Origin of the sequence: Salinicola lusitanus (assembly GCF_038648475.1) — a bacterium.
Taxonomy (GTDB): domain Bacteria; phylum Pseudomonadota; class Gammaproteobacteria; order Pseudomonadales; family Halomonadaceae; genus Salinicola; species Salinicola lusitanus.
Map to the genome: position 1 here is coordinate 2,819,786 of NZ_CP151919.1, position 20,415 is coordinate 2,840,200.

The window sequence follows — 20,415 nt, forward strand, 5'->3', positions numbered from 1 at the left end:
AGTCGGGAGTCTTCATGTCATCTACATCTCGGTTTCTCTGCGCCCCGCTGCGCGGGGTAGTGGTCCCGCTCGGCGAGGTGCCGGATCCGGCCTTCGCCGAAGGCGCCCTGGGGCCCGGTGTCGCCATCGATCCGCTGGGAGAGACGCTGCATGCGCCTTGTGACGGAGAGGTCATCCAGTGTGCCCGGACCGCCCATGCGCTCACGCTGCGCGACGATCACGGCCATGAATGGCTGTTGCACATCGGCATCGATACCGTCGACCTGGGCGGGGAAGGATTCGAGCTGCTGGTGGCCACCGGCGAGCGTGTCGCCGCCGGCGATCCGCTGTGCCGGTTCGATGTCGATGGGCTGGCACGGCATGCCAAGGCGCTGGTCACGCCGATCGTGGTGACCAACGCCCCGGACCTCTCCCTGGAGACGCTGGTCGCGCCGGGGACGATCGTCGACAAGGGCGAGACGTTGCTGCAGTGGGAGCCACCGGGCCCGGCTAAGGAGGCCGCCGACCGGGAGGTCTCCACCCAGGCGTCCGCCCGCGGCGAGGCAACGATCGCTGCCGCCCATGGGCTGCACGCCCGGCCAGCGTCGAGACTACGGGCGCTCGCGCAGAAACACGCTGTCGAACTTAAGCTGGCGCGAGCCGAGGAGGCCGGTGAAGATCGATCCGATGCCGACGGTGCGAGCGTCGCCAGTCTGAGCGCGCTGCTCAATCTTGGGCTGGTCCGGGGCGACCGGGTCCGGGTCACGGCGCGGGGTGCCGGGGCCCAGGCCGCGGTCGACGCGGCCATCACGCTGCTGGAGACGCCCGAGCACGAGCCCGGCCGGGCCGATGTCTCCGCCGAACCGGCTACCGCTCCCGCCGTGGCGGCAACGCCGGATACGTTGAACGGCCTGTCGGCGAGCCCGGGCCTCGCCGTCGGCCCGCTGGTCCGCTACCGCGCCGCACTGCCCAGCGTTGCCGACACCGCCGACGACCCCGAACGGGAGCGCAGGGCGCTGGACGCGGCCGTGGCCGAGGTGGATGCCGACCTGGAGCGGTCGAGGCGCGCGGCCGGGTCGCGGGGACAGCAGGCCGAGGCGGATATCTTCGAGGCGCACCGCGCCTGGCTGGACGACCCCGATCTGCGGGCGGCGGCGGAATCGAAGATCGCGGAGGGGGCCAGCGCCGGACGCGCCTGGTACCTGGCCCTCGAGACCGAGATCCAGCGCCTGCGCGGTAGCGGCAACGCGTTGCTGGCCGGGCGGGCCGACGATCTCCACGATCTGCAGCGCCGGGTCATGCAGCGTTTTGCCACCCAGGATGCCGTCGCCACCACCGGGCTCGAAGGCGCGATCCTCGCCGCGCGCGAGATGACTCCCTCGCAGTTCGTCGAGGTGGCGGGTCAGATTGCCGGGCTTTGCCTGGCAGGCGGTGGTTCGACGTCCCACGTCTCGATTCTGGCTCGGGCGCGCGGGCTGCCCTGCCTGGTGGCGATGGGGGATGCCCTGCTGGAGGCCAGTGGCGATCGGGTCTGCCTCGATGCCGATCAAGGGCGGCTGGAGCTGGCGCCCGACGAGCGTCGCTTGGCGGCGGTCGAGGCCGAGCAGGCACGCCAGCGTCAGCGGGCCGAGGCCGATCTGGCCGCCGCCTTCGAGCCGGTGACGATGCGTGATGGTCGCCGTCTTCATGTCGCGGCCAATATCGCCGCTGGCGGGGAGGCGCAAGGTGCCCTGGATGCCGGGGCGGATGGGGTCGGGCTGATGCGCAGCGAGTTCCTGTTCCTGGCGCGGCAGGCCGCGCCGGATCTCGCCGAGCAGCAGGCCGAGTATCGCGCCGCCGTCGGGGCGATGGCGGGAAAACCGGTGGTCGTCCGGCTGCTGGACATCGGGGCCGACAAGCAGTTGCCCTACCTGGCACTTCCGGCGACGCCGAATCCGGCGCTGGGCGAACGCGGTGCGAGGCTGTGGCAAGCGCATCCCGAGATGTTCGATACGCAACTGGATGCGTTGCTGGAAGCGGGTCGCGGGCTGCCGGTCTGCGAGGATGGCCTGACGAGGCTGCGGTTGATGGTGCCGATGATCGCGGATGCCGGGGAGCTGCGCTGGGTGCGCCGGCGGTTGGCGACGAGGGCGGCCGCGCTCGGGATCGAACGGTTGCCTTCGCTCGGCGCCATGGTGGAGGTGCCGACGGCGGCGCTCTGCGCCGGCAGTCTCGCCCGCGAGGCGGAGTTCCTCTCGATCGGTACCAACGACCTGACCCAGTACGCGCTGGCCATGGACCGTGAAGTCGCGTCGCTGGCGGCGCGCAGCGATGTGCTGCATCCGGGCGTGCTGCGCCTGATCGCCCTGTGCCTGGAGGGAGCCGAAGGACGGTGCCCGGTCGCGGTCTGCGGCACCGCGGCAGGCGATCCGCTGGCGGGGGCGCTGCTGGCCGCCATGGGCGTCGACGAGCTCTCCGTCGAACCCGCGCGAGTGGCGGCGGTCAAGGCGACGCTGCGCGGGCTGGATGCCGAGGCGCTGGCGGCACAACTACCGGCGCTGCTGGCGCTGGACGATGCGGCCGCGGTGAGAGAGGCGCTGGCCACGATGCTGGCATCGTCCGCCGAGGCAGCGACCCCGGCATCCGGCGACACCGCCGCCGACACGACAACAAGATCCTGAGGAGTCGTCATGACCACCACCTTCGGTTCCCGGCTCATGGCCGGTCTGCAGAAACTCGGACGCTCGCTGATGCTGCCGATCGCGGTGCTGCCGGTGGCAGGGCTGCTGCTGCGCCTGGGCCAGCCCGATCTGCTCGATATCGGCTTCATTGCCAATGCCGGCAACGCGATCTTCTCCAACCTGGCACTGATCTTCGCCATCGGCGTGGCGGTCGGCTTCGCCGATGACGACAACGGCGCGGCCGGGCTGGCGGGTGTGATCGGCTATCTGGTGCTCAACGCGGTACTGGAGACGCTGAACCCGGACATCAACATGGGCGTGCTGTCGGGCATCATCATCGGCAGCGTGGCCGGTGTGCTCTACAACCGCTACAAGGCGATCAAGTTGCCGGACTATCTGGCCTTCTTCGGCGGACGGCGCTTCATTCCCATCGTCACCGGGCTCTCCGCCGTGGTGCTGGGCGGCCTCTTCGGCCTGATCTGGCCGCCGATCCAGCAGGGTATCGATCAATTGGGGCAGTGGTTGATCGACGCCGGCGACCTGGGCCTGTTCGTCTATGGCGTGCTCAACCGGATCCTGATCGTGACCGGGCTGCATCACGTGCTCAACAGTTTCGTGTGGTTCGTCTTCGGCAGTTACGACGGCGTCACCGGCGATCTCAATCGCTTCTTCGCCGGCGATCCGACCGCGGGCAGTTTCATGGCCGGTTTCTTCCCGGTGATGATGTTCGGCCTGCCCGCCGCCGCGCTGGCGATGTACCACGCCGCGCCCCGTTCCCGCCGGGCTCAGGTCGGCGGCCTGCTGCTGTCTCTGGCCTTGACCGCCTTCCTGACCGGTGTGACCGAGCCGATCGAGTTCTCGTTCATGTTCCTGGCACCGGCGTTGTATGCCATGCACGCCATTCTCACCGGCATCTCGATGGCGGTGATGAACATGCTCGACGTCAAGCTGGGCTTCACCTTCTCCGCCGGGGCGTTCGACTATGCGCTCTCCTATGGTCTCTCTACCAACGGCTGGATGATGATCCCCGTGGGACTGGTCTACTTTGTGCTCTATTACGGCATCTTTCGCTGGGCGATCGTGCGCTTCGACCTGCCGACCCCGGGGCGCGAGCCGGAACCGGCGACCACCAGCGTCAGCCGCGATCCCGGCGAACGGGGGCCCGCCTTCGTGACCGCGCTGGGCGGGGCGGCCAACATGGTCAGCGTCGGGGCCTGTACCACCCGGCTGCGGCTGGTGATGAACGACGATGCCGCGATCGACGAACCGGCACTCAAGGCGCTGGGGGCCCGTGGCATTCTGCACCTGCGCGGTGGCGGCCTGCAGGTGATCCTGGGGCCGATCGCCGACGCCGTGGCCGACGACATCCGGTCGGCGGTGCGCGATCACGGCAAGACGCTGGCGGCGGCGCCGGCCGTCGAGGATGACGCGCTATCCACCGATGCCCGGCTCGACGAGGCGTCGCGCAAGGCGTGGATGGCGGCGCTGGGCGGTGCCGGGAACATTCGCAGCGTCGCTGCGGTGGCCACCACCCGCCTGCGGCTGGAGCTGGGGGATCGCGGGAAAGTGGACGAGTCCGCGCTGGCGGGGCTGGGTGCCGCCGGCATTCAGGACCTGGAGCGTGGTGTCGTTCATCTGGTGCTGGGACGCCAGGCGGGGGCGATAGCCAACGGTATCGACACCAGGTCTTCCTGACGGAACGCCGGTCCAGGCTGGAGTGGAGCACGACACCTCCCACGGGCAGGATGTCGCGCCAGTCGCCGAATCGGCGGCTGGCGCTTCGTGTTCACGCTTTGACACGGTTCGCTCGAAGCTGCTATCAACAGCCTCCTGCAGCCGGCGCTGGCCGAAGCCCGAAGTCGCGTATCCGAGGAGACCTCATGTCCCAGTACCTGATCGCCAGCGATCTCGACAACACCCTGTTGAATGCCGAGCATCGCGTCGATGCCCTGACCCGCGACACGTTGCGTACGTTGTCGGCTCGGGGCCACGTGATCGCGCTGGCCTCCGGTCGGCATTACCACGATATTGCGGCGATCCGGCGCCAACTGGACATCCCCGCCTGGATCATCAGCAGTAACGGTGCCCACGTGCATGACGCCGAGGATGGTGTCGTCAGCGACACGCTGGTGCCCACGGCGCTGGTCAGGGCCCTGGTGGATCTGCCGCGACCGGCGTCGGTCAGGCTCAATCTCTATACTCGCGATCGCTGGTTGATCGACGCCGAAGCGCCCGAGCTGCTACCGCTGCATGCGATGACCGGCTTCACCTACCAGGTCGACGAGATGGACGATCTGGACAACGAGCATGTCGGCAAGGTGCTCTACATCGGCGAGCCGGCGCTGCTGAAGCCACTGGAACTCATCCTGAGGGAGCGTCACGGCGAGGCGCTGCACATCACCTATTCGGCGGCCAACTCCCTCGAGATCATGCAGCGGGGGGTGAACAAGGCGACGGCCCTGAGCCGGGCGCTCAAGGCACTCGATCTCCCGACCGGGAGAGCGCTGGCGTTCGGCGACAATTTCAACGATGTCGAGATGCTGACCCTCGCCGGCCATGCCTATGTGGTTTCCAATGCTCATCCGGCGGTGATCGATCAGCTCCCGCACGCCACCACCATCGGCGCCCATCACGAGTCGGCGGTGGCGCATGCGCTGCGGGAGTTCTTCGCGCTCGAGTGAGGGTGCGACGGCGGGCTTCAGCGCGGCTCCGCGCGATCGTCGAGCCTGCGCAGTTGCTGCCAGACCTCGCGGCGGAGGTCGGCCAGCCTTGGCTGTTCGTCCCCCTCGAACGCGATCGGTCGAATCGTGCGCATGGCACGCAGTCCCAGGCGCGCGGTCAGCAGTCCGGCACCGAGACCCTGCCCGGCGCGGGTGGACAGCTTCGCCGCCAGGTTCATCGACAGCAGATCCATGCCGGCGTCGCTGATCATTTCGCTGGCCCCGGCGAAGGCCATGTTGCGCAGCACTTCCCTGAACAGCCGCAGGCGGCTGGCATAGCCGAGCTGCAGGCCGTAGAGCGCGGCGATGCGGTCGAGCATGGCGATGTTGCGCCAGGCCATCAAGGACATGTCGACCAGTGTCAACGGGCTGACCGCGACCATCACGGCGGTTTCCCCGGACATCCGCGTCACCAGCCGTCGTGCCGCCCGGTCGCGCGGGTGGAGAAGATAGTGGGCGACCAGTTGGCGGGTCTCCTGGGGGGTGTGATGCGACTGATGGGCGTCCAGGAAGGATTGCCACTGGGGGTGATCCCTGGGCAGGCCCATCTGTTCGCGAAGCTCTCCGGCCAGCGTCAGCGGGTCCGAGTGGGTGGTCGAGTTGTCGTCGACCCACTCCTCGTCGAGTTGCCGGCGCAGGCGGGCGTGCCGGCGTAGCTTGCGCAGCCGCCAGAGCTCGCCGAACAGCGCCTTGGCGCCCAGGCCGACGGCGGTCAGACCGATCAGGCTCCAGGCACCGGCAAGCCAGTCGCCGCCGAGCGTGGAGAGGTAGAGCGTGTGGGCGGCCTCTATCGTGCCGAGGCCGAGTGCGCCACCGACGACGATCATCAATCCCCAGCGCCGCTTGCGGGGTGGCGCGATCGCGGCATCGATGGCGGCGGCGTCGGAGGTTTCGTCCTGAGTGTACGGATCGCTCGCCTGGGTGGGCGGATAGTGCCGCGCGCCTTGAACCGAGGCGGGCTCCTCCGGAGCGGGGGCGTCATCGAAGGTGAAGCGCTGTCCGGGCCGAGGGTCGCTCATCGCAGTTTGTCTCCCATCAGCCACTCCAGGGCGGCATCCATCCGGATGTGAGGTAGCGCCTGGGACCGGCAGGGCACCGGTCGAAAGGCGGTGAAGTCGAATCCCTGGCGCTGCCAGAACTCTTTCTCGGGGAGTCTGTCTGGCACGTCGCCGGGGTAGAGCAGCAATGGCTCTCCGTCGAGACCGTGACCGCGCAGCGCCGGCTGTCGCTGGCCGTCGGTCTCTATCTCTCGGGTCTCGGTGGCGCGTATCGAGGCCAGGGAGAACGCCCGCACCGGTACGTCCGCGTAGCGCAGGTCCTTGATCGGTTCGGCCAGCAGCGATTCGAGCAGCGCCACCAGGTTGGCATGCTGATCCGGCGTGACGTGGTCCGCCTTGGTGGCGGCGATCGCCAGGCGGTCGATACGCGGCGAGAACAGCCGGTTGATCAGGCTGCGCTTGCCGTAGTCGAAGCTCCGCATCAGGGTCGCCAGCGCCTCGGAGAGATCCTCGAAGCGCTCCGGGCCGGCGTTGAGCGCGCCAAGCACGTCGACCAGTACGATCTGGCGGTCGAAGCGGCGGAAATGCTCGCGATAGAAGGGCTTGACCACATGCTGCTGATAGAAGCGAAAGCGCTTCTTCAGCGTCTGATACAGGCTGCCGGCAGGTAGCGCTTCGAGTGTCCGGCGATCTGGCTCCCCGACACCGGGTAGCGGAAAGAACTGCAGCACCGGGGCTCCCTGCAGGTCGCCGGGAAGCAGGAAACGGCCCGGTTGCAGGTGGGAAAAGCCGGCTTCTCGTGCGCTTCGCAAGGAGGTCGCGTAGAGATCGGCCAGTTCGGCCAGGCGGGATTCATCCACCTCCTCGTCGGGGCGATGTCGAGCGACCGCCGTTCGCCAGGCTTCGGCATGCCGCTGGCGCTCCGGCCCGGTTCGTTGGAGCTGGCTTTCACTCCAGCTGAGAAAGTCGTGCTCGAGCAGCGGCAGATCCAGCAGCCACTCGCCCGGATAGTCGATCAGGTCCAGGGTCAGCGTCGCCGTGTCGCCAAGCAGGCCGCGTACGCGTCGGGTCTTGTAGCGCAACTGCAGGCGCAGTTCGCTGATGCCGCGCGTCGGTTCGGGCCAGCGTGGCGGCGTCGATTCGAGCGAGGCGATCGCTTCGTCGTAGGGAAAACGAGGGATCCCGAGATCCGGCTGCGAAATCCGCTGCGCGCCGAGCAGGCGCTCCTCCCGGGCGGACTTGAGCAAATCGAGACGCGCATCGATACCGGCATGGCGCAACTGGTTGACCAGCGACGTTAAAAACGCCGTCTTGCCGGCGCGGGAGAGTCCGGTGACGGCCAGTCGCAGTTGGCGGTCCCGGCCGCGATCGAGCAGGTTCCGAAGGTCGTGAGTCAGGTGTCGGGGCATCGCCTCTATTTCCGAAGAAACCAGTCCGCATGGTAAACGATATCGGCGGTGGTCGGTGACCCCCCGGGCAGGGAGGGCGACCGCTGACCAAGGCCGGAAACGACGACGCCTCGCACGAGAGGCGAGGCGTCGGTCGGGTCGGGTTCGCCCCCGGTCGCGTCAACCGGCGAAGGCGAAGTAGATCGCGAAGACCAGAATCAGCAGTACGATCGCTATCGGTACCGCCCCCTTCCAGGGCGTGAGATCGACCGCCTTGGCGTCCTCGTGCACCCACGCCTCGCGGCGTGGCGCGATCTTGCCGATCAGTAGCATGCCGAGCACCAGTACCACGAAGACGCCGGCCACGAAGTGATACTGGTTGGTGATCTCCAGGATACCGTTGAACGGTGGCACGAAGTAGCCGGCCGCAATCAGCACGATGCCGCCGACCAGCCCGAAGATGGCAGCGGACTCCGGCACCCGCTTGGTCAGCAGGCCCACGATCACCACCGCCAGGATCGGGATGAAGTAGATCGCATTCATCGTTTGCAGGTAGTCGAAGAGACTGTCCTGGCCGGCCAGCAGCGGGGCGATCACCATGGCCGCGACGGCCATGACCCAACCGAAGGTCTTGCCGGCGTTGACCACCTGCTGCTCGCTCGCTTCCTTCTTGAATATCCCTTTGTAGATACCCAGGCTGAACAGCGTCGTGGTGCTGTTCAGGGCCGAATTGAACGACGACAGGATCGCACCGACCATGACGGCGGCAAAGAAGCCGGTCAGCCACGGTGGCAGCAGGTGGAAGACCAGATAGCCATAGGCCTGGTCGCCAGCGATGCCCTCATCGGCGTAGAGCTGGTAGGCGATGATGCCGGGCAGCACCAGGTAGAGCGGTCCGAGGAGCTTGAGGAAGCCGGTCAGCAGGACGCCTTTCTGGCCTTCGGAAAGGCTCCTGGCGGCAAAGGTCCGCTGAATGATCTGCTGGTTGGTGGACCAGTAGAACAGATTGATCAGGAACACGCCGGTGAACAGTGTCGGCCAGGGAACCTGCTGGTCCGGGCGACCCAGGGAGTTGAGGCGGTCCGGCTGGGCCTGCTGAATGGCCTGCCAACCGGCGGCGATGCCGTTGCCGTCTCCCGCGGCATTGAGACCGAGATAAACGATCAGGAAGCCGCCGACCAGCAGGCCGATGGCATTGATGGTATCGGAGACGGCGACCGTTCGCAGACCGCCGAACAGGGCGTAGATCGCGCCGATGATGCCGACAACCCACACGGTCAGCCACAGCAGCGTGGTGCTGGACTCGATGCCTGTCAGCACCGGCAGGTCCAGCATCCCCTGCAGACCCACTGCGCCGGAGTAGAGAATGATCGGCAGCAGGATGACGGCATAGGCGACCAGAAAGATGACGTTGCAGATCAGTTGCGTGGTCGGGCCGAAACGTTCCTGCAGCAACTGCGGGGCGGTGGCTATCCCGCTGCGCAGGAAGCGCGGCAGGAAGAACAGCGCCAGCAGCACCAGAGCGACGACGGCAACGACTTCCCAGGCCATGACGCTCAGGCCGTCGGAGAAGGCCGCGCCATTGAGACCGACCATCTGCTCGGTGGAGAGGTTGGTCATCAACAGCGAGCCCGCGATCAGCGGGAAGCTCAGGCTGCGACCGGCGAGAAAGTAGCCCCGCGTATTGCTGAGATCGTCACGGTGAGTGATACGCCACGTGATCAAGGCGACCAATCCCGTAAAGAAGAGGAACGAGATCAGAGTCCATGCATGCATAGAGGTGTCCTGGTTGAATGCATCCCGGTGGCGGCTCACGAAGGAGGCTGCCGCCACGTTACCCCGGCAGTGTTGGGCAACGGGCGGCGAATCGCCATTCTCCATTTGTCTGACATAGCTCGTTAAATGTGTAGGCGTTTGGAGGTTCGACCGGCGCGGCTTGGCGTCGGAGGTCCGTTCATCGTCGCGGCAGGGCGAGCGTCGCGCTCAATCGTCGATGGGGAGTTCGCTGGTCGTCAGGCTGCGGTGGCAGCGAGGCTCGAGAGAGACCACGTAATGGCCTTCGAATCGGTAGAGCGTATACCAGGCTCGCCGGACCAGCGGGGGTAGGCTCTGGCAGCGGGACTCGAAATCGCTCCGCAAGGCCGTGTCGCTGCTGAGCTCGAAGCCCGCGGACAAGCCTCTACGATAGAGCTCCTGGTAGCCCCACCAGTAGCCATTGTCGAGATAGGGCTGGATCAGCTCGCCGATCATCGGGTGCGAGGCGATCGCGTTGCGAGTGGTCCGGGAGTAGGGCAGCGCCCCGTCGATGACCAGTGGCGCGGCCGAGGGCTGCACGGCGAGATCATCGATCAGCGTCATGGAGACGTGATCGGCGAACAGCCCCTGCTGTCTCTGGGCGTTGCCGTAAGCGTAGCTCAAGGTGAGGGGCGTACCGAGCGCGATCACCAGCAGCGGCCAGCCTATCGTGGCGTCGTTGATCAGCCGCCAGCGGGAACGTCCCAGCCAGTGCAGCGTGCAGAAGAGCAGTCCGGCATAGACCGCGCCGAATCCCATCATCACTCTTGGCCGCCAGATAGGGTCGGCCAGAACGGATAGAAAGCCGAGCCCGCCCAGCGGCAGGCTGATCGTGATCAGACACATGACCGCCAGCCCCGCAAGATTGCGATGGCGCCATGCCGTGATCCACAACCCCGTCACGGTCACCACAGCCAGCGTCATCACCAGCCACCATGTCGGGGTGCCCAGAGTCATGGCGGCGTAGTGCCAGAATCGCCATGTCTGTTCGACCAGATGGCCGGGGAGCTGATCGAGGGGAACCAGTTGGCTGTGCTTGACGCTGTAATCGCCGGCGATCAGCCACATCGAGACGGCCTTCGAGATCACCAGCGCCGTCACGCCGATCGCCAGCGCCTCCAGATGACGGGGCCAATCCGGACGACCCCGCAGGGAAACGCTCAAGGCGACATGGAAGGCAAGCATCACGAAATAGACATTGGCAGCCGGCTGGTAGAAGAGCAGCGATGCCAGAATGCCGCCACCACCGGCCAGCCAGCGAAATCTTGCCTGCCAGTCGTGATGCTGACGCGGGTCCAGCGCCCAGGCGATACCGGCGATGGCACAGGCCAGCGATAGCGCCATGGGGAGCGCATCGAAATGGTAGGAGAGGTTTTGTAGGAAAAAAGGCTGTACGACGAGAATCAGCATCGCAAGCCAGGCGTGACCGCTACCGAAGGCCAGCAGGCGCCGCCGCCACAGGAGAATGGCTGCGGCGACTGCGGCCAGGCCCAGCCAGAGCGGCAGCGGCGCGAGGTCCGCGAGGCGAGGGCCACCGTTGAGCACCAGGACGACGAGACTCGAGAGCGGCCGACCGTTGGAAACCCAGCCCATCTCGCCGTGGAAACTGCGCCAGATGTCGTCCCGGTAGAGCCGGTCGGCCTGGAGCAGGGGGTAGCTGAAAATGACGAGATACGCCATCATGCCCAGCCAAAGGCGTGGCCCGGTCGTCGCGGCCCCTTGATCGGAGTTCGAATCCATGGGCATGCAGCGGTCTCATCCGTCGGTGAACCGGGGGCGCTATTCAGTCAGGCAGTCGTGGGCCGATAACGAGGTCTTCCCGTACCCGAAGTGTAGCGTATGCTAGACTGCGGCGGTACGGAGCAAGGAGGCTTCGCTATCTCGTCGTCCTTCATCGTGAGTTGCGCCCGCTGCTGGCATGCCTTGCAGCGTGGCTTTTTCGGCTCGGCATGACTGACCGTTTTTTTATGGTATCGGCATGCACGGCCTAGAACGCCCCGAGCTCGTTGATATCGGCCAAGATAGTTATGACAGGAGTATGAGTGTGAGTGCATCGATCCGGCGGAGTAACCTTGAAAAACGCAAGGCGCTTCTTCCGGTGGTAGCCCTGACCGGGTTGCTACTCAGCGGTATCGCCCAAAATGTATTGGCTTTTGGTTTCGATGACGTCGCGAAGAAAGCCGAGGACCTTTCACAGAAGGGTTACAGCGAACCCGAACAGAATCTGCCGGAGGCGCTGAGCAATCTGGATTATGGCCAGTACGAGCAGATCCAGTACAAACGTGATCGTGATGTCTGGAGTGGTGACGGGGTGCCCTTCACCCTGAGCTTCTTCCATGAGGGCATGCATTACAGCAGCGCCATTCAACTCCACAGCGTCGATGATCAAGGCGTGCACGATTTCGCCTACAATCCCGACGACTTTACCTTCGGCAATCTGGACCTTCCGGACAGTGCCAAGAACGACGACGATCTTGGCATCGCGGGTTTCAAGGTCAACTACGCCCTCAACCAGGTCGATCGCAAAGACGAGACGATGGTGTTCCTCGGCGCGAGCTACTTCCGCGTCGTCGGCAAGAACCAGGTCTATGGGGTCTCCGGTCGGGGGCTCGCGGTCGATACCGGGCTCTCCTCCGGCGAAGAGTTCCCCCGTTTCAAGGAGTTCTGGATCGTCAAGCCGAGCAAGACGAGCCAGTACCTGACGATCTTCGCGCTTCTCGATTCTCCCAGCCTGACCGGGGCCTATCGCTTCGTGCTGCGCCCGGGCGCGGATACCGTCGTCGATGTCAAGTCACGCATCTTCCTGCGTCGTCCGGTGGAAAAATTGGGCGTGGCACCGCTGACCAGCATGTATCTGTTCGGTCCCGAGCAGCCTTCATCGACATTGAACTACCGGCCTGCCATCCACGACTCCAATGGTCTGCTTGTCAGCGACTCCCAGAACGGCTGGACCTGGCGGCCTCTGGCCAATCCGGCGAAGCTGATGATCAACGAACAGGCCACGCCGCGCCTGCGGGGCTACGGCCTGATGCAGCGGGACCACCAGTTCGACAGCTACCAGGATCTGGACAGCCGTTATGACTTGCGCCCGAGCGCCTGGGTCGAGCCGCAGAACGAGTGGGGCGCCGGCAAGATCGAGCTGATCCAGATCCCGACTCCCAACGAGACCAACGACAACATCGTCTCGATGTGGCTGCCGGAGACTGCGCCGCAGCCGGGTACGCCGTTGGATTACGACTACCGCTTCACCGTGACCAAGGACGAGAGCCGCTACGTCGATCCCTCGCTGGCCTGGGTCGAGCAGACTCGCCGTTCCCGTGGCGAAGTGCGTAAGGACAACCTGGTCAGAGAAGCCGACGGTTCACTGGCATTCGTGCTGGATTTCAACGGTCCCTCGCTGTCAGGTCTCGGTGACGACGCCAACATCAGCGTGCAGGCGAGTGTCGGCGACAACGGTGAACTGGTGGATAGCCATGCCGAGCGCAATACGGCCACGGGAGGCTGGCGCGTCTTCGTCAAGATCAAGCGCAGCGACAACAACCAGCCGCTGGACATTCGCGCCTATCTGAACCAGGGCGAGAAGCGGGTTTCCGAAACCTGGTATTACCGGTTGCCCGCCAATGGCTGAAGTGACGCCTTCCAAGACGATGGTGTCAGCCGAGCATTATCTGGAGCGGTTGGCGCTCGAGGCGCAGGATCGGAACGAGCGGCGCAGGCTGCTCGCCAGCGACCTGGACACCCATGACATGGCTTCGCTGCATGCCGCACTGGGCGGTGGCGAGGTCGACGAGGATGATCCGGCCGCCAGTTCGGTGGGCCGGCGTCTGGCTCTGGCCTACGCCGAGCCGCCGCTGGCACCGCCGGAAATCCTGAACACCGACGAGCACGGCATCACCCGGGTGAAGACGGCGCCGCCGCTGCAGCGTACGCCGCTGGCGCCCGAAGGGTGGTCGACCAACCCCTTCGTGCGATTCGGTCAGCGCTTCAAGAGCTGGGCAGGGCGAGGGTTTCGTCGCAAACATCGGGAGAGCAGACCAGCGCCGCGCTGGCAGATGATTGCCAGCGCGCGCCGCTGGGTACTGCTGGTGCTGATCTTTGGTCAGAGCTTCATCGCTGCCAACCAGATGCGCACGGTCTTGCCGGGCCAGGGACAGCAGTGGCTCGAGATCACCATCCTGGCACTGTTTGTGCTCCTGTTTGCCTGGGTCTCCGCGGGCTTCTGGACCGCGCTGATGGGCTTCTTCCAGTTGCTTCGCGGGCGTGACCGCTATGCCATCGACTCCGAAGTCGGTGACGAGCCGATTCCGGCGGACGCGCGTACCGCACTGCTGGTTCCCATCTGCAACGAAGACGTCCCCCGTGTCTTCGCCGGTGTCCGGGCGACCATCGAGTCGTTGCGCCAGAGCGGCAATGGTCAGCACTTCGACGTATTCATCCTGAGCGACACCTTCGATCCCGATATCGCGATTCAGGAAACCCATGCTTGGTTGGCTTTGTGCCGCGATCTCGAGGCGTTCGGCCAGGTCTTCTATCGACGTCGTCAGCGTCGGGTGAAGCGCAAGAGCGGCAACCTCGACGACTTCTGTCGCCGCTGGGGGGCCTGCTACCGCTACATGCTGGTGCTGGATGCCGATAGCGTGATGAGCGGTGCCTGCCTGACCCGCCTGGTTCAGATGATGGAAGCGCATCCGGATGCCGGTATCGTGCAGACCGCGCCGCGGGCTTCCGGGCGAATGAACCTCTACGCCCGCATGCAGCAGTTCGCGACCCGCGTCTACGGCCCTCTGTTCACCGCGGGACTGCATTTCTGGCAGCTCGGTGAGTCGCACTACTGGGGGCATAACGCCATCATTCGCATGGCGCCGTTCATGCGCCACTGCATGTTGGCACCGCTGCCCGGCAAGGGCTCCATGTCCGGGGAAATCCTGTCGCACGACTTCGTCGAAGCAGCCCTGATGCGGCGTGCCGGCTGGGGCGTCTGGATCGCCTACGAGCTGGATGGCAGCTATGAGGAGATGCCGCCGAACCTGCTCGACGAGCTCAACAGGGATCGGCGCTGGTGTCACGGCAACCTGATGAATTTCAGGCTGTTCCTCTCCAAAGGTATTCACCCCGTTCATCGGGCCGTGTTCCTGACGGGGCTGATGTCCTATATCTCCGCACCGCTCTGGTGTCTGTTTCTGGTGCTGTCGACGGCCTTGCTTGCCGTTCACACGCTGAGTACGCCCAATTATTTCCCGGAACCGGGGATGATGTTTCCGGTGTGGCCCCAGTGGAACCCGACGCTGGCCGTGGGCCTGTTCGGTGCTACCGCGACGCTGCTGTTCCTGCCCAAGGTGTTGAGCGTGATCCTGGTGTGGGTCCAGGGGAGTCGTCAGTTCGGTGGGCCGCTCAAGGTACTGTCGAGCATGGTCCTGGAGTCGCTGTTCTCGATGGCATTGGCCCCTGTGCGAATGCTGTTCCACACGCGTTTCGTGCTGACCTCTATCATGGGGTGGGCGATCCAGTGGCGCTCGCCGTCACGGGAGAACAGCGACACGACCTGGGGCGATGCGATTCGCAATCACTGGAGCCAGACGCTCATCGGCGCCGTCTGGGCGGTGGGCGTCTACTTCATGGAACCGACGTTCCTGTGGTGGCTGTCGCCCATCGTGGGGGCCATGATGATCTCGATACCGGTATCCGCGCTCTCCAGTCGCGTCTCTCTCGGCAGCGCCTGCTTCCGGGCGCGACTGTTTCGGATTCCCGAGGAGACGCATCCACCGCGGGTGCTGCGCAGGATGGTGCGCCACCTGGGCAGGATGAACGCGGCCGCGCCCACGCCGAATTTCGTCCAGATAGTGGTGGACCCGGTATCGAACGCACTGGCGACCGCGCTCGGCACCTCGCGACATGGTCATGCCGAGCCGTTGAAGCGGCGGCGCCACGAGCGCGTGAGCCGGGCGCTCAAGCTGGGGCCGGCTTCGATGGACAACCTCGAGCGCCTGGCGTTTCTGGATGATCCGGTGATGCTCTCCCAGCTGCACTGGCGGGTCTGGGGCGATGCCGAGGCACACCATGGCTGGCACGAGCACGGCTTGCCGTCGAGAGCCTCACTGCGGGTGCCGGCGTTCGGTTGACCTGACAGCGACGCCTTCGTCGGGCAGGAGGGTCGACAAAAGTTGACCCTCTTGCCGGTTATTCTTCGAAGATTCGGCGATTGGTGACTATGCTTGAGCAAGGCGGTATCGAGCCGCTTGCCGGTTATTCAATCCGAAGGGAATCAAGGAGTAGGACTATGGGCTTTATCTTGTGGCTGATCATCGGCGGCATTGCTGGCTGGATCGCCGGTAAGGTTATGCGTGGCGGCGGCTTCGGTATCCTCGGCAACATCGTCGTCGGCATCGTCGGCGCCGTGATCGGCGGCTTCCTGTTCAGCCTGCTGGGGTTGTCGTCGAACGGGTTGATCGGATCACTGGTCGTCGCCACCATCGGGGCGATAATCCTGTTGTGGATCGTTGCCAAGGTCAAGAAGGCATAGCACGGATTCATATCTCGATCGGCCATGCTGATCGATTGTCGTGACGGACGGCCGCGCTTCTGCGCGGCCGTGTCGGTTTAGGGCGAGCGCGATGCGCCGCTGACGTGTCTACCCGGTAGAATCAGGTACACTAGCGCCTTTTGACGGCCAGAGATCTGCAACGGATGCTTGATTCATCGACCGCCACGCGCAAAGAACGTTTTATAGGGCTCGAATGGCTGCGTTTCCTGCTCGGCCTCTATATCGTCATTTTCCACACGCTCCATAACTATCCCTCCATACGTGAATGGTCGCATTACGTGACCGATATCGGTTTTTTCTCGACCAGTGCGTTCTTCGTGCTATCCGGCTTTCTGCTGACGCATGTCTACCTCGACTCCTCCGATCAGATGCGCGAGCCACGCAAGAGCTTCTGGCTGAAGCGGTTCTCGAATCTTTATCCCATTCATATCGGATCGCTGATCCTTGCCATGTCGGTCTCGGCGCTGGTCGGCTATCTGGCGATAGCGCCCGGGGATAGCGATATCTCGCTGAGATTCGTGGTCTACGACGTCAACAACGATATCGGTCAGCTGGACTGGAAAAGTCTCAATCACACCATGGGATCGCTGGAAACCGGCATCAACCTGCTGCTCAACCTGACCCTGTTGCACGCCTGGAACCCGCTGTACCTGACTTTCAATCCGCCGTCCTGGTCGATTTCGGCGCTGTTCTTCTTCTATCTGACATTCCCCTGGCTGGCGCCTCGCCTGCGTCGGGTGCGGAACCCCCGTCGCGCCATGCTGCTGGTCAATCTGATCTATCTGATTCCGCCGCTGTACGTGATCCTGACGACAGACTACGGCGTGCCGGAAACCGGCATTCTGCATCGCAATCCGTTGATTCGCCTTCCCGAGTTCGTCGCCGGAATTTTGCTCTGCACTTTCTACGCGCAGCGCAAGGCGCAGGGACGGCTGATGTCTTCCGGTCAGTGCTGGTTGACGCTGATGGCGGTTGCGGCAAGTGTCGTGGCCGCGGTCTATCTGCTGGGGTTGGGACATGCGTGGTACTACGTCCTGCACAATGGCCTGCTGCTGCCTTCCCAGCTGGCACTGATCTATGTGGCGGCGCACTGGGGGGAGCCTCGTGACCCCCGGCTGATGCGGCTGGCCTCCAGATTGGGCGGCGCATCGCTGCCGATGTTCGCGCTGCATGTGCCACTCTACGCGGTTTTTTCGCGTGTCGAGCGCGTGCTCTCCGGTGATCCCGGCCTGTGTCTGACGGATTTCAGAGACTGTCTGGCGGCGGCGGGAGAGTTGCACCTGTGGCTCTATCCGCTGTTCCTGATTCTGACCGTGCTGTTCTGTGTGCTCTTCCAGGAGCAGTTCGTGGTGCGGGTCAGAAAATTCCTGCTACGCCGTCTCTTGGGCAAGGCGCCGCGCACTCACGCCGAGAAGATGAGCTGACGTCCGCTGCTCGGTCGCGCGCCGGCCATCGGCGCGCGACGACCTTTCCGTTATACTATGCCGCCGCAAGCGCACTGCCACGAGCCACTTCGGCAGTGAGCGCAAGCCGTCTCTCGTAGCACGAGGTTTCTCTTGAGCGAACTTCTCGTCCCGTGGTGGGCCCAGCAGCTGACGCTGTGTGGCTGGCCTCTCGTCAGCGATCCCCGACTGGCGCTCGATGCCGTCCAGGCGCACTCGCGCCTGCAGTCACTGGGGGTCGGGGGGCGTGACGAGTTTGCCTGGCGCCTGTGGGAGAGCGGTGGCGACGCTCGGTCACCATCGTTCGCCCGGTTGGCGGCCCTGGAGCTGCTCGCGCTCGGGAGTGCGGCAAATTGGATTCGCTCCCCCTGTACCGACGCCTGGCTTGCCATGCTGGCCCGCGGCATTGTCGCGCAGGCGCCCACGCTCAAGGCCTGGCTGCAGTCGCTCGCCCCCTTGAACGACCCGGCGCTGGATGCCGCCGGGCGCGAGCTTCTGGCTCGCGAGCGTCAGCAGCGTGGCGTCTCATGGTCTGCGCTTCGCCACCGCCTCAAGTCCATCGATTCACCGGCATCCCAGGATGCCGCCGGATTCGATTCTCTCCCGTCCCTGTCTGCCGATCTCTGGCCGGAAGGCCTGTGGCGAGCCAGGGCTGCCATGGCGCCGGTACTGGCCTGGCCGGTCGATATCCCGCTCGAGGAACAGCGCCAGTATCGGACGCTGCTGCGCGAGCAGGACGACGTCGGGGGGCGTGAAGAGCTCATGGCGCTGCTGTTCTGGCTCGCGGGGCAGGGGCATCGCTATGGCTGGGATCTGGACGCCGTGCGGATGTCACGTCAACGCCCCGAGGCGCAGCTCGAGTGGCTCTCGGGATTGAACGATCAGCACGATTATGGTCGCGTGCTGCTGGCGTTCCTGGCCGATGCGGAGCCGCTGGAGTGGGCGGCATGGGACTGGTTCCGACTCATCGATCAGGCGTATCTCGGCCACTGCGCCGGGTGGCTGACGACGCAGGAGGCGGAGCGGTTCGCGAGTCATGGCATCGACCTCCTGCAGCAGCGCTATGCGGACTGGGAGGCAGCGGCTCGGGCGTATCAACGGGGGCGCAGCCTGTTCGAGGGGCGAGACCTGCGGCCCATCTTCGATGAAGAGTGGGGTGGCCTGCTCTCCGCCGACACCAGTCCATGGGCGGTCCCGCTCGCCGATACGCTGGAGGAGGGGTTGCGCGAGTCGTCCCGCGAGTTCGTTCGTCAGTACCGCCAGGATCCCGGCTGCTGGGTATTGAGCGTCGCCTCGATCCGCGACCCGGATCTGATCCACCGTCGATCCCTCGGCGAAGCGTTGGGACCGGAACGGGTCCAGGAGGCGGAGCGCTATCTCGAAGAGGTGCTGGGCCTGCGTCGGGAAGAGGGCACCGCGGGGCTGGCGAGGTTCTGGATGCCGGCGCAGGCGCATCACCTCAACCAGCTGGCCGCCGACTCCCGCCATACCGCCACTCGCCGGTCGCCGCCGGGGGCATCGCGGCGGTTGGCCGTCTGCGCGGATCACGCGGCGACGATCACGATGGCGGAAAAGTACGCATTCTATCTGGTGATGGCGTCGGACAGCGGGCGCTATTCGACCGTCGAGATCGAGGCTCTGGCGCAGTCGCTGTGTGACGTGCTGAGTCGCTTCTACCGCGACGCCGAGAGTCTGCTCTCGGCATGGCAAGCCTGGGAAACCGTCCTGAGCGAGGATGAAACGCCGGAGGAGGTGTCGCTGGCGGACGATATCGCCTGGCATCGGCGCGATCCCGGCTCCCCCTTTCACTGGCTGACCCCGTCGCGGTCGCTGACGTGGCTCGAGCCGGGGGTGCGGCCGACGTTGACGCGGTTCACCGCGATCTCGCTGGCAGGACCGCTCAACGAAGCGCTATGGCAGGCGCCGCAGCCGCTGGCACCCCAAGACAGAGAAGCGCTGGGGGAGTGGGTCGAACATCAGTATGCCCTGCAGGGTGCCGCGGGGCTGGTCGACTTCCTGGATTTCCTGGCCGAGGCGGGAGACCGGCAGGACTATCAGATCAACTATGCTCCCTACACCTTGAATCGTACTCGCCTGGAAGCGGAAATCGCGATTCTCGAATCGGGGGCATGCGCGGAAGAGGACCGCGTCCACCTGATGCGGCTGAAGCACGTGCGGGACAATGCCTGTCACTGCAACGATCAGGACATGACGGCATGGGATATCGCGCAGCTGGTCGATCTGGCGCTGGCCGGTCGGCAGCTCGACTGGCTCTCCGAGGATCGCCTCGCGCACTATCTCGATGCCGCCATGCGCCTGGCGGAGCGCCACTACAGCAACTGGCGGGATTATGCCGAAGGGCTGTACAGCGGCTTCGGATTCTTCATGGACGACACGCCGGAGCGCGAAGCTTTCCTGCAGCGCTTTCGCGAAGCGCTCACTGCCTGGCTGGAGGCGGAGCCTCTACTGGCCGGCGCCTGGGCGAGTCTCGATTTTCCGGGCAGCCCCATGACGCACTGGACATCACTTCATGTCGACATTCTTCCCGGCGAACCCAGTCTTTTACATTAACGCCGTTCATTAACCGAGAACACTCGCCAAAGCGTTTTCAATGACATATGATCTCCGCTGTGCTACGCCCGCTGGAAAGAGGGCGTGGCTTTTTTCTGTCCGATTGATCATGATTTGAGCCCAATACAGGCCGTTCTGGCGGTGACACCTCGTCGAGGTGTGTCACCACCACAGCGACTCCAATTCGCCGGATGATTCGTCATGAGTCGTCGCAAGAGGCGGTGCCCGTAATGGCTCACAGGCGAACGAGGTCGCGCTGAATGCTAAGACGCACAGCCATGGGGTTGGCACTGGCGGTAGTCATATCCGGTTGCTCCGCCCC

General features: G+C 65.0%; 12 protein-coding genes. 8 read left to right on the top strand and 4 right to left on the bottom strand.

Annotation, left to right across the window (positions count from 1 at the left end):
* Positions 1–14 precede the first annotated feature (14 nt).
* The 3 genes from AAGT95_RS12655 (at position 15) to AAGT95_RS12665 (ending at position 5,320) form a co-directional block, all read left to right on the top strand.
* On the top strand, positions 15–2,639 hold the full coding sequence (locus AAGT95_RS12655; RefSeq protein WP_342594005.1) for a glucose PTS transporter subunit IIA: 2,625 nt from the start codon (positions 15–17) through the stop codon (positions 2,637–2,639).
* Between the two features lie 9 nt (positions 2,640–2,648).
* The gene (gene nagE, locus AAGT95_RS12660) at positions 2,649–4,334 is read left to right on the top strand and encodes an N-acetylglucosamine-specific PTS transporter subunit IIBC (RefSeq protein ID WP_342594006.1); all 1,686 of its coding nucleotides are present in this window, start codon (positions 2,649–2,651) and stop codon (positions 4,332–4,334) included.
* Between the two features lie 185 nt (positions 4,335–4,519).
* Entirely contained in the window at positions 4,520–5,320 is an 801-nt protein-coding gene (locus AAGT95_RS12665; protein ID WP_342594007.1) for a Cof-type HAD-IIB family hydrolase, read from the top strand.
* Between the two features lie 17 nt (positions 5,321–5,337).
* Here AAGT95_RS12665 and AAGT95_RS12670 read toward each other — a convergent pair whose 3' ends face one another.
* The 4 genes from AAGT95_RS12670 to AAGT95_RS12685 form a co-directional block, all read right to left on the bottom strand.
* Complete coding sequence (locus AAGT95_RS12670) at positions 5,338–6,378, bottom strand: TIGR01620 family protein (RefSeq protein ID WP_342594008.1); 1,041 nt, start codon at positions 6,376–6,378, stop codon at positions 5,338–5,340.
* Positions 6,375–7,766 (bottom strand): YcjX family protein, encoded by a 1,392-nt coding sequence (locus AAGT95_RS12675; protein ID WP_342594009.1) that lies wholly within the window; start codon positions 7,764–7,766, stop codon positions 6,375–6,377. The genes AAGT95_RS12670 and AAGT95_RS12675 overlap by 4 nt, the downstream gene beginning before the upstream one ends.
* A 159-nt stretch (positions 7,767–7,925) precedes the next feature.
* Positions 7,926–9,521 carry a solute:sodium symporter family transporter gene (locus AAGT95_RS12680; protein ID WP_342594010.1) on the bottom strand — a complete coding sequence of 532 codons (1,596 nt, stop codon included), beginning with the start codon at positions 9,519–9,521 and terminating at the stop codon, positions 7,926–7,928.
* A gap of 207 nt (positions 9,522–9,728) precedes the next feature.
* A complete protein-coding gene (locus tag AAGT95_RS12685) occupies positions 9,729–11,285 on the bottom strand; it encodes a glucosyltransferase domain-containing protein (RefSeq protein ID WP_342594011.1) in 1,557 nt (518 codons plus the stop codon).
* Positions 11,286–11,583: 298 nt separating this feature from the next.
* On the opposite strand from AAGT95_RS12685, the gene AAGT95_RS12690 reads away from it, so the two are divergent.
* The 5 genes from AAGT95_RS12690 (at position 11,584) to AAGT95_RS12710 (ending at position 20,093) form a co-directional block, all read left to right on the top strand.
* Positions 11,584–13,167: a glucan biosynthesis protein G gene (locus tag AAGT95_RS12690; RefSeq protein WP_232822338.1), complete on the top strand. Its 1,584-nt coding sequence runs from the start codon at positions 11,584–11,586 to the stop codon at positions 13,165–13,167.
* A complete protein-coding gene (gene mdoH, locus AAGT95_RS12695) occupies positions 13,160–15,658 on the top strand; it encodes a glucans biosynthesis glucosyltransferase MdoH (protein WP_342594012.1) in 2,499 nt (832 codons plus the stop codon). Before AAGT95_RS12690 ends, mdoH begins: the two co-directional genes overlap by 8 nt.
* A gap of 158 nt (positions 15,659–15,816) precedes the next feature.
* Complete coding sequence (locus AAGT95_RS12700) at positions 15,817–16,059, top strand: GlsB/YeaQ/YmgE family stress response membrane protein (RefSeq protein WP_071233199.1); 243 nt, start codon at positions 15,817–15,819, stop codon at positions 16,057–16,059.
* A 164-nt stretch (positions 16,060–16,223) separates the two neighbouring features.
* Positions 16,224–17,504 carry an acyltransferase gene (locus tag AAGT95_RS12705; RefSeq protein WP_342594013.1) on the top strand — a complete coding sequence of 427 codons (1,281 nt, stop codon included), beginning with the start codon at positions 16,224–16,226 and terminating at the stop codon, positions 17,502–17,504.
* A 132-nt stretch (positions 17,505–17,636) separates the two neighbouring features.
* A complete protein-coding gene (locus AAGT95_RS12710) occupies positions 17,637–20,093 on the top strand; it encodes a YbeU/YbeR family protein (protein WP_342594014.1) in 2,457 nt (818 codons plus the stop codon).
* Positions 20,094–20,415 lie beyond the last annotated feature (322 nt).

Excerpts from the sequence above, each read along its gene's own strand:
- AAGT95_RS12670 (WP_342594008.1), bottom strand. The coding sequence starts at position 6,378 with ATGAGCGACCCTCGGCCCGGACAGCGCTTCACCTTCGATGACGCCCCC.
- AAGT95_RS12675 (WP_342594009.1), bottom strand. The coding sequence starts at position 7,766 with ATGCCCCGACACCTGACTCACGACCTTCGGAACCTGCTCGATCGCGGC.
- AAGT95_RS12655 (WP_342594005.1), top strand. The coding sequence starts at position 15 with ATGTCATCTACATCTCGGTTTCTCTGCGCCCCGCTGCGCGGGGTAGTG.
- AAGT95_RS12700 (WP_071233199.1), top strand. The coding sequence starts at position 15,817 with ATGGGCTTTATCTTGTGGCTGATCATCGGCGGCATTGCTGGCTGGATC.
- AAGT95_RS12685 (WP_342594011.1), bottom strand. The coding sequence starts at position 11,285 with ATGCCCATGGATTCGAACTCCGATCAAGGGGCCGCGACGACCGGGCCA.
- AAGT95_RS12665 (WP_342594007.1), top strand. The coding sequence starts at position 4,520 with ATGTCCCAGTACCTGATCGCCAGCGATCTCGACAACACCCTGTTGAAT.
- nagE (WP_342594006.1), top strand. The coding sequence starts at position 2,649 with ATGACCACCACCTTCGGTTCCCGGCTCATGGCCGGTCTGCAGAAACTC.
- AAGT95_RS12705 (WP_342594013.1), top strand. The coding sequence starts at position 16,224 with ATGCTTGATTCATCGACCGCCACGCGCAAAGAACGTTTTATAGGGCTC.
- mdoH (WP_342594012.1), top strand. The coding sequence starts at position 13,160 with ATGGCTGAAGTGACGCCTTCCAAGACGATGGTGTCAGCCGAGCATTAT.
- AAGT95_RS12680 (WP_342594010.1), bottom strand. The coding sequence starts at position 9,521 with ATGCATGCATGGACTCTGATCTCGTTCCTCTTCTTTACGGGATTGGTC.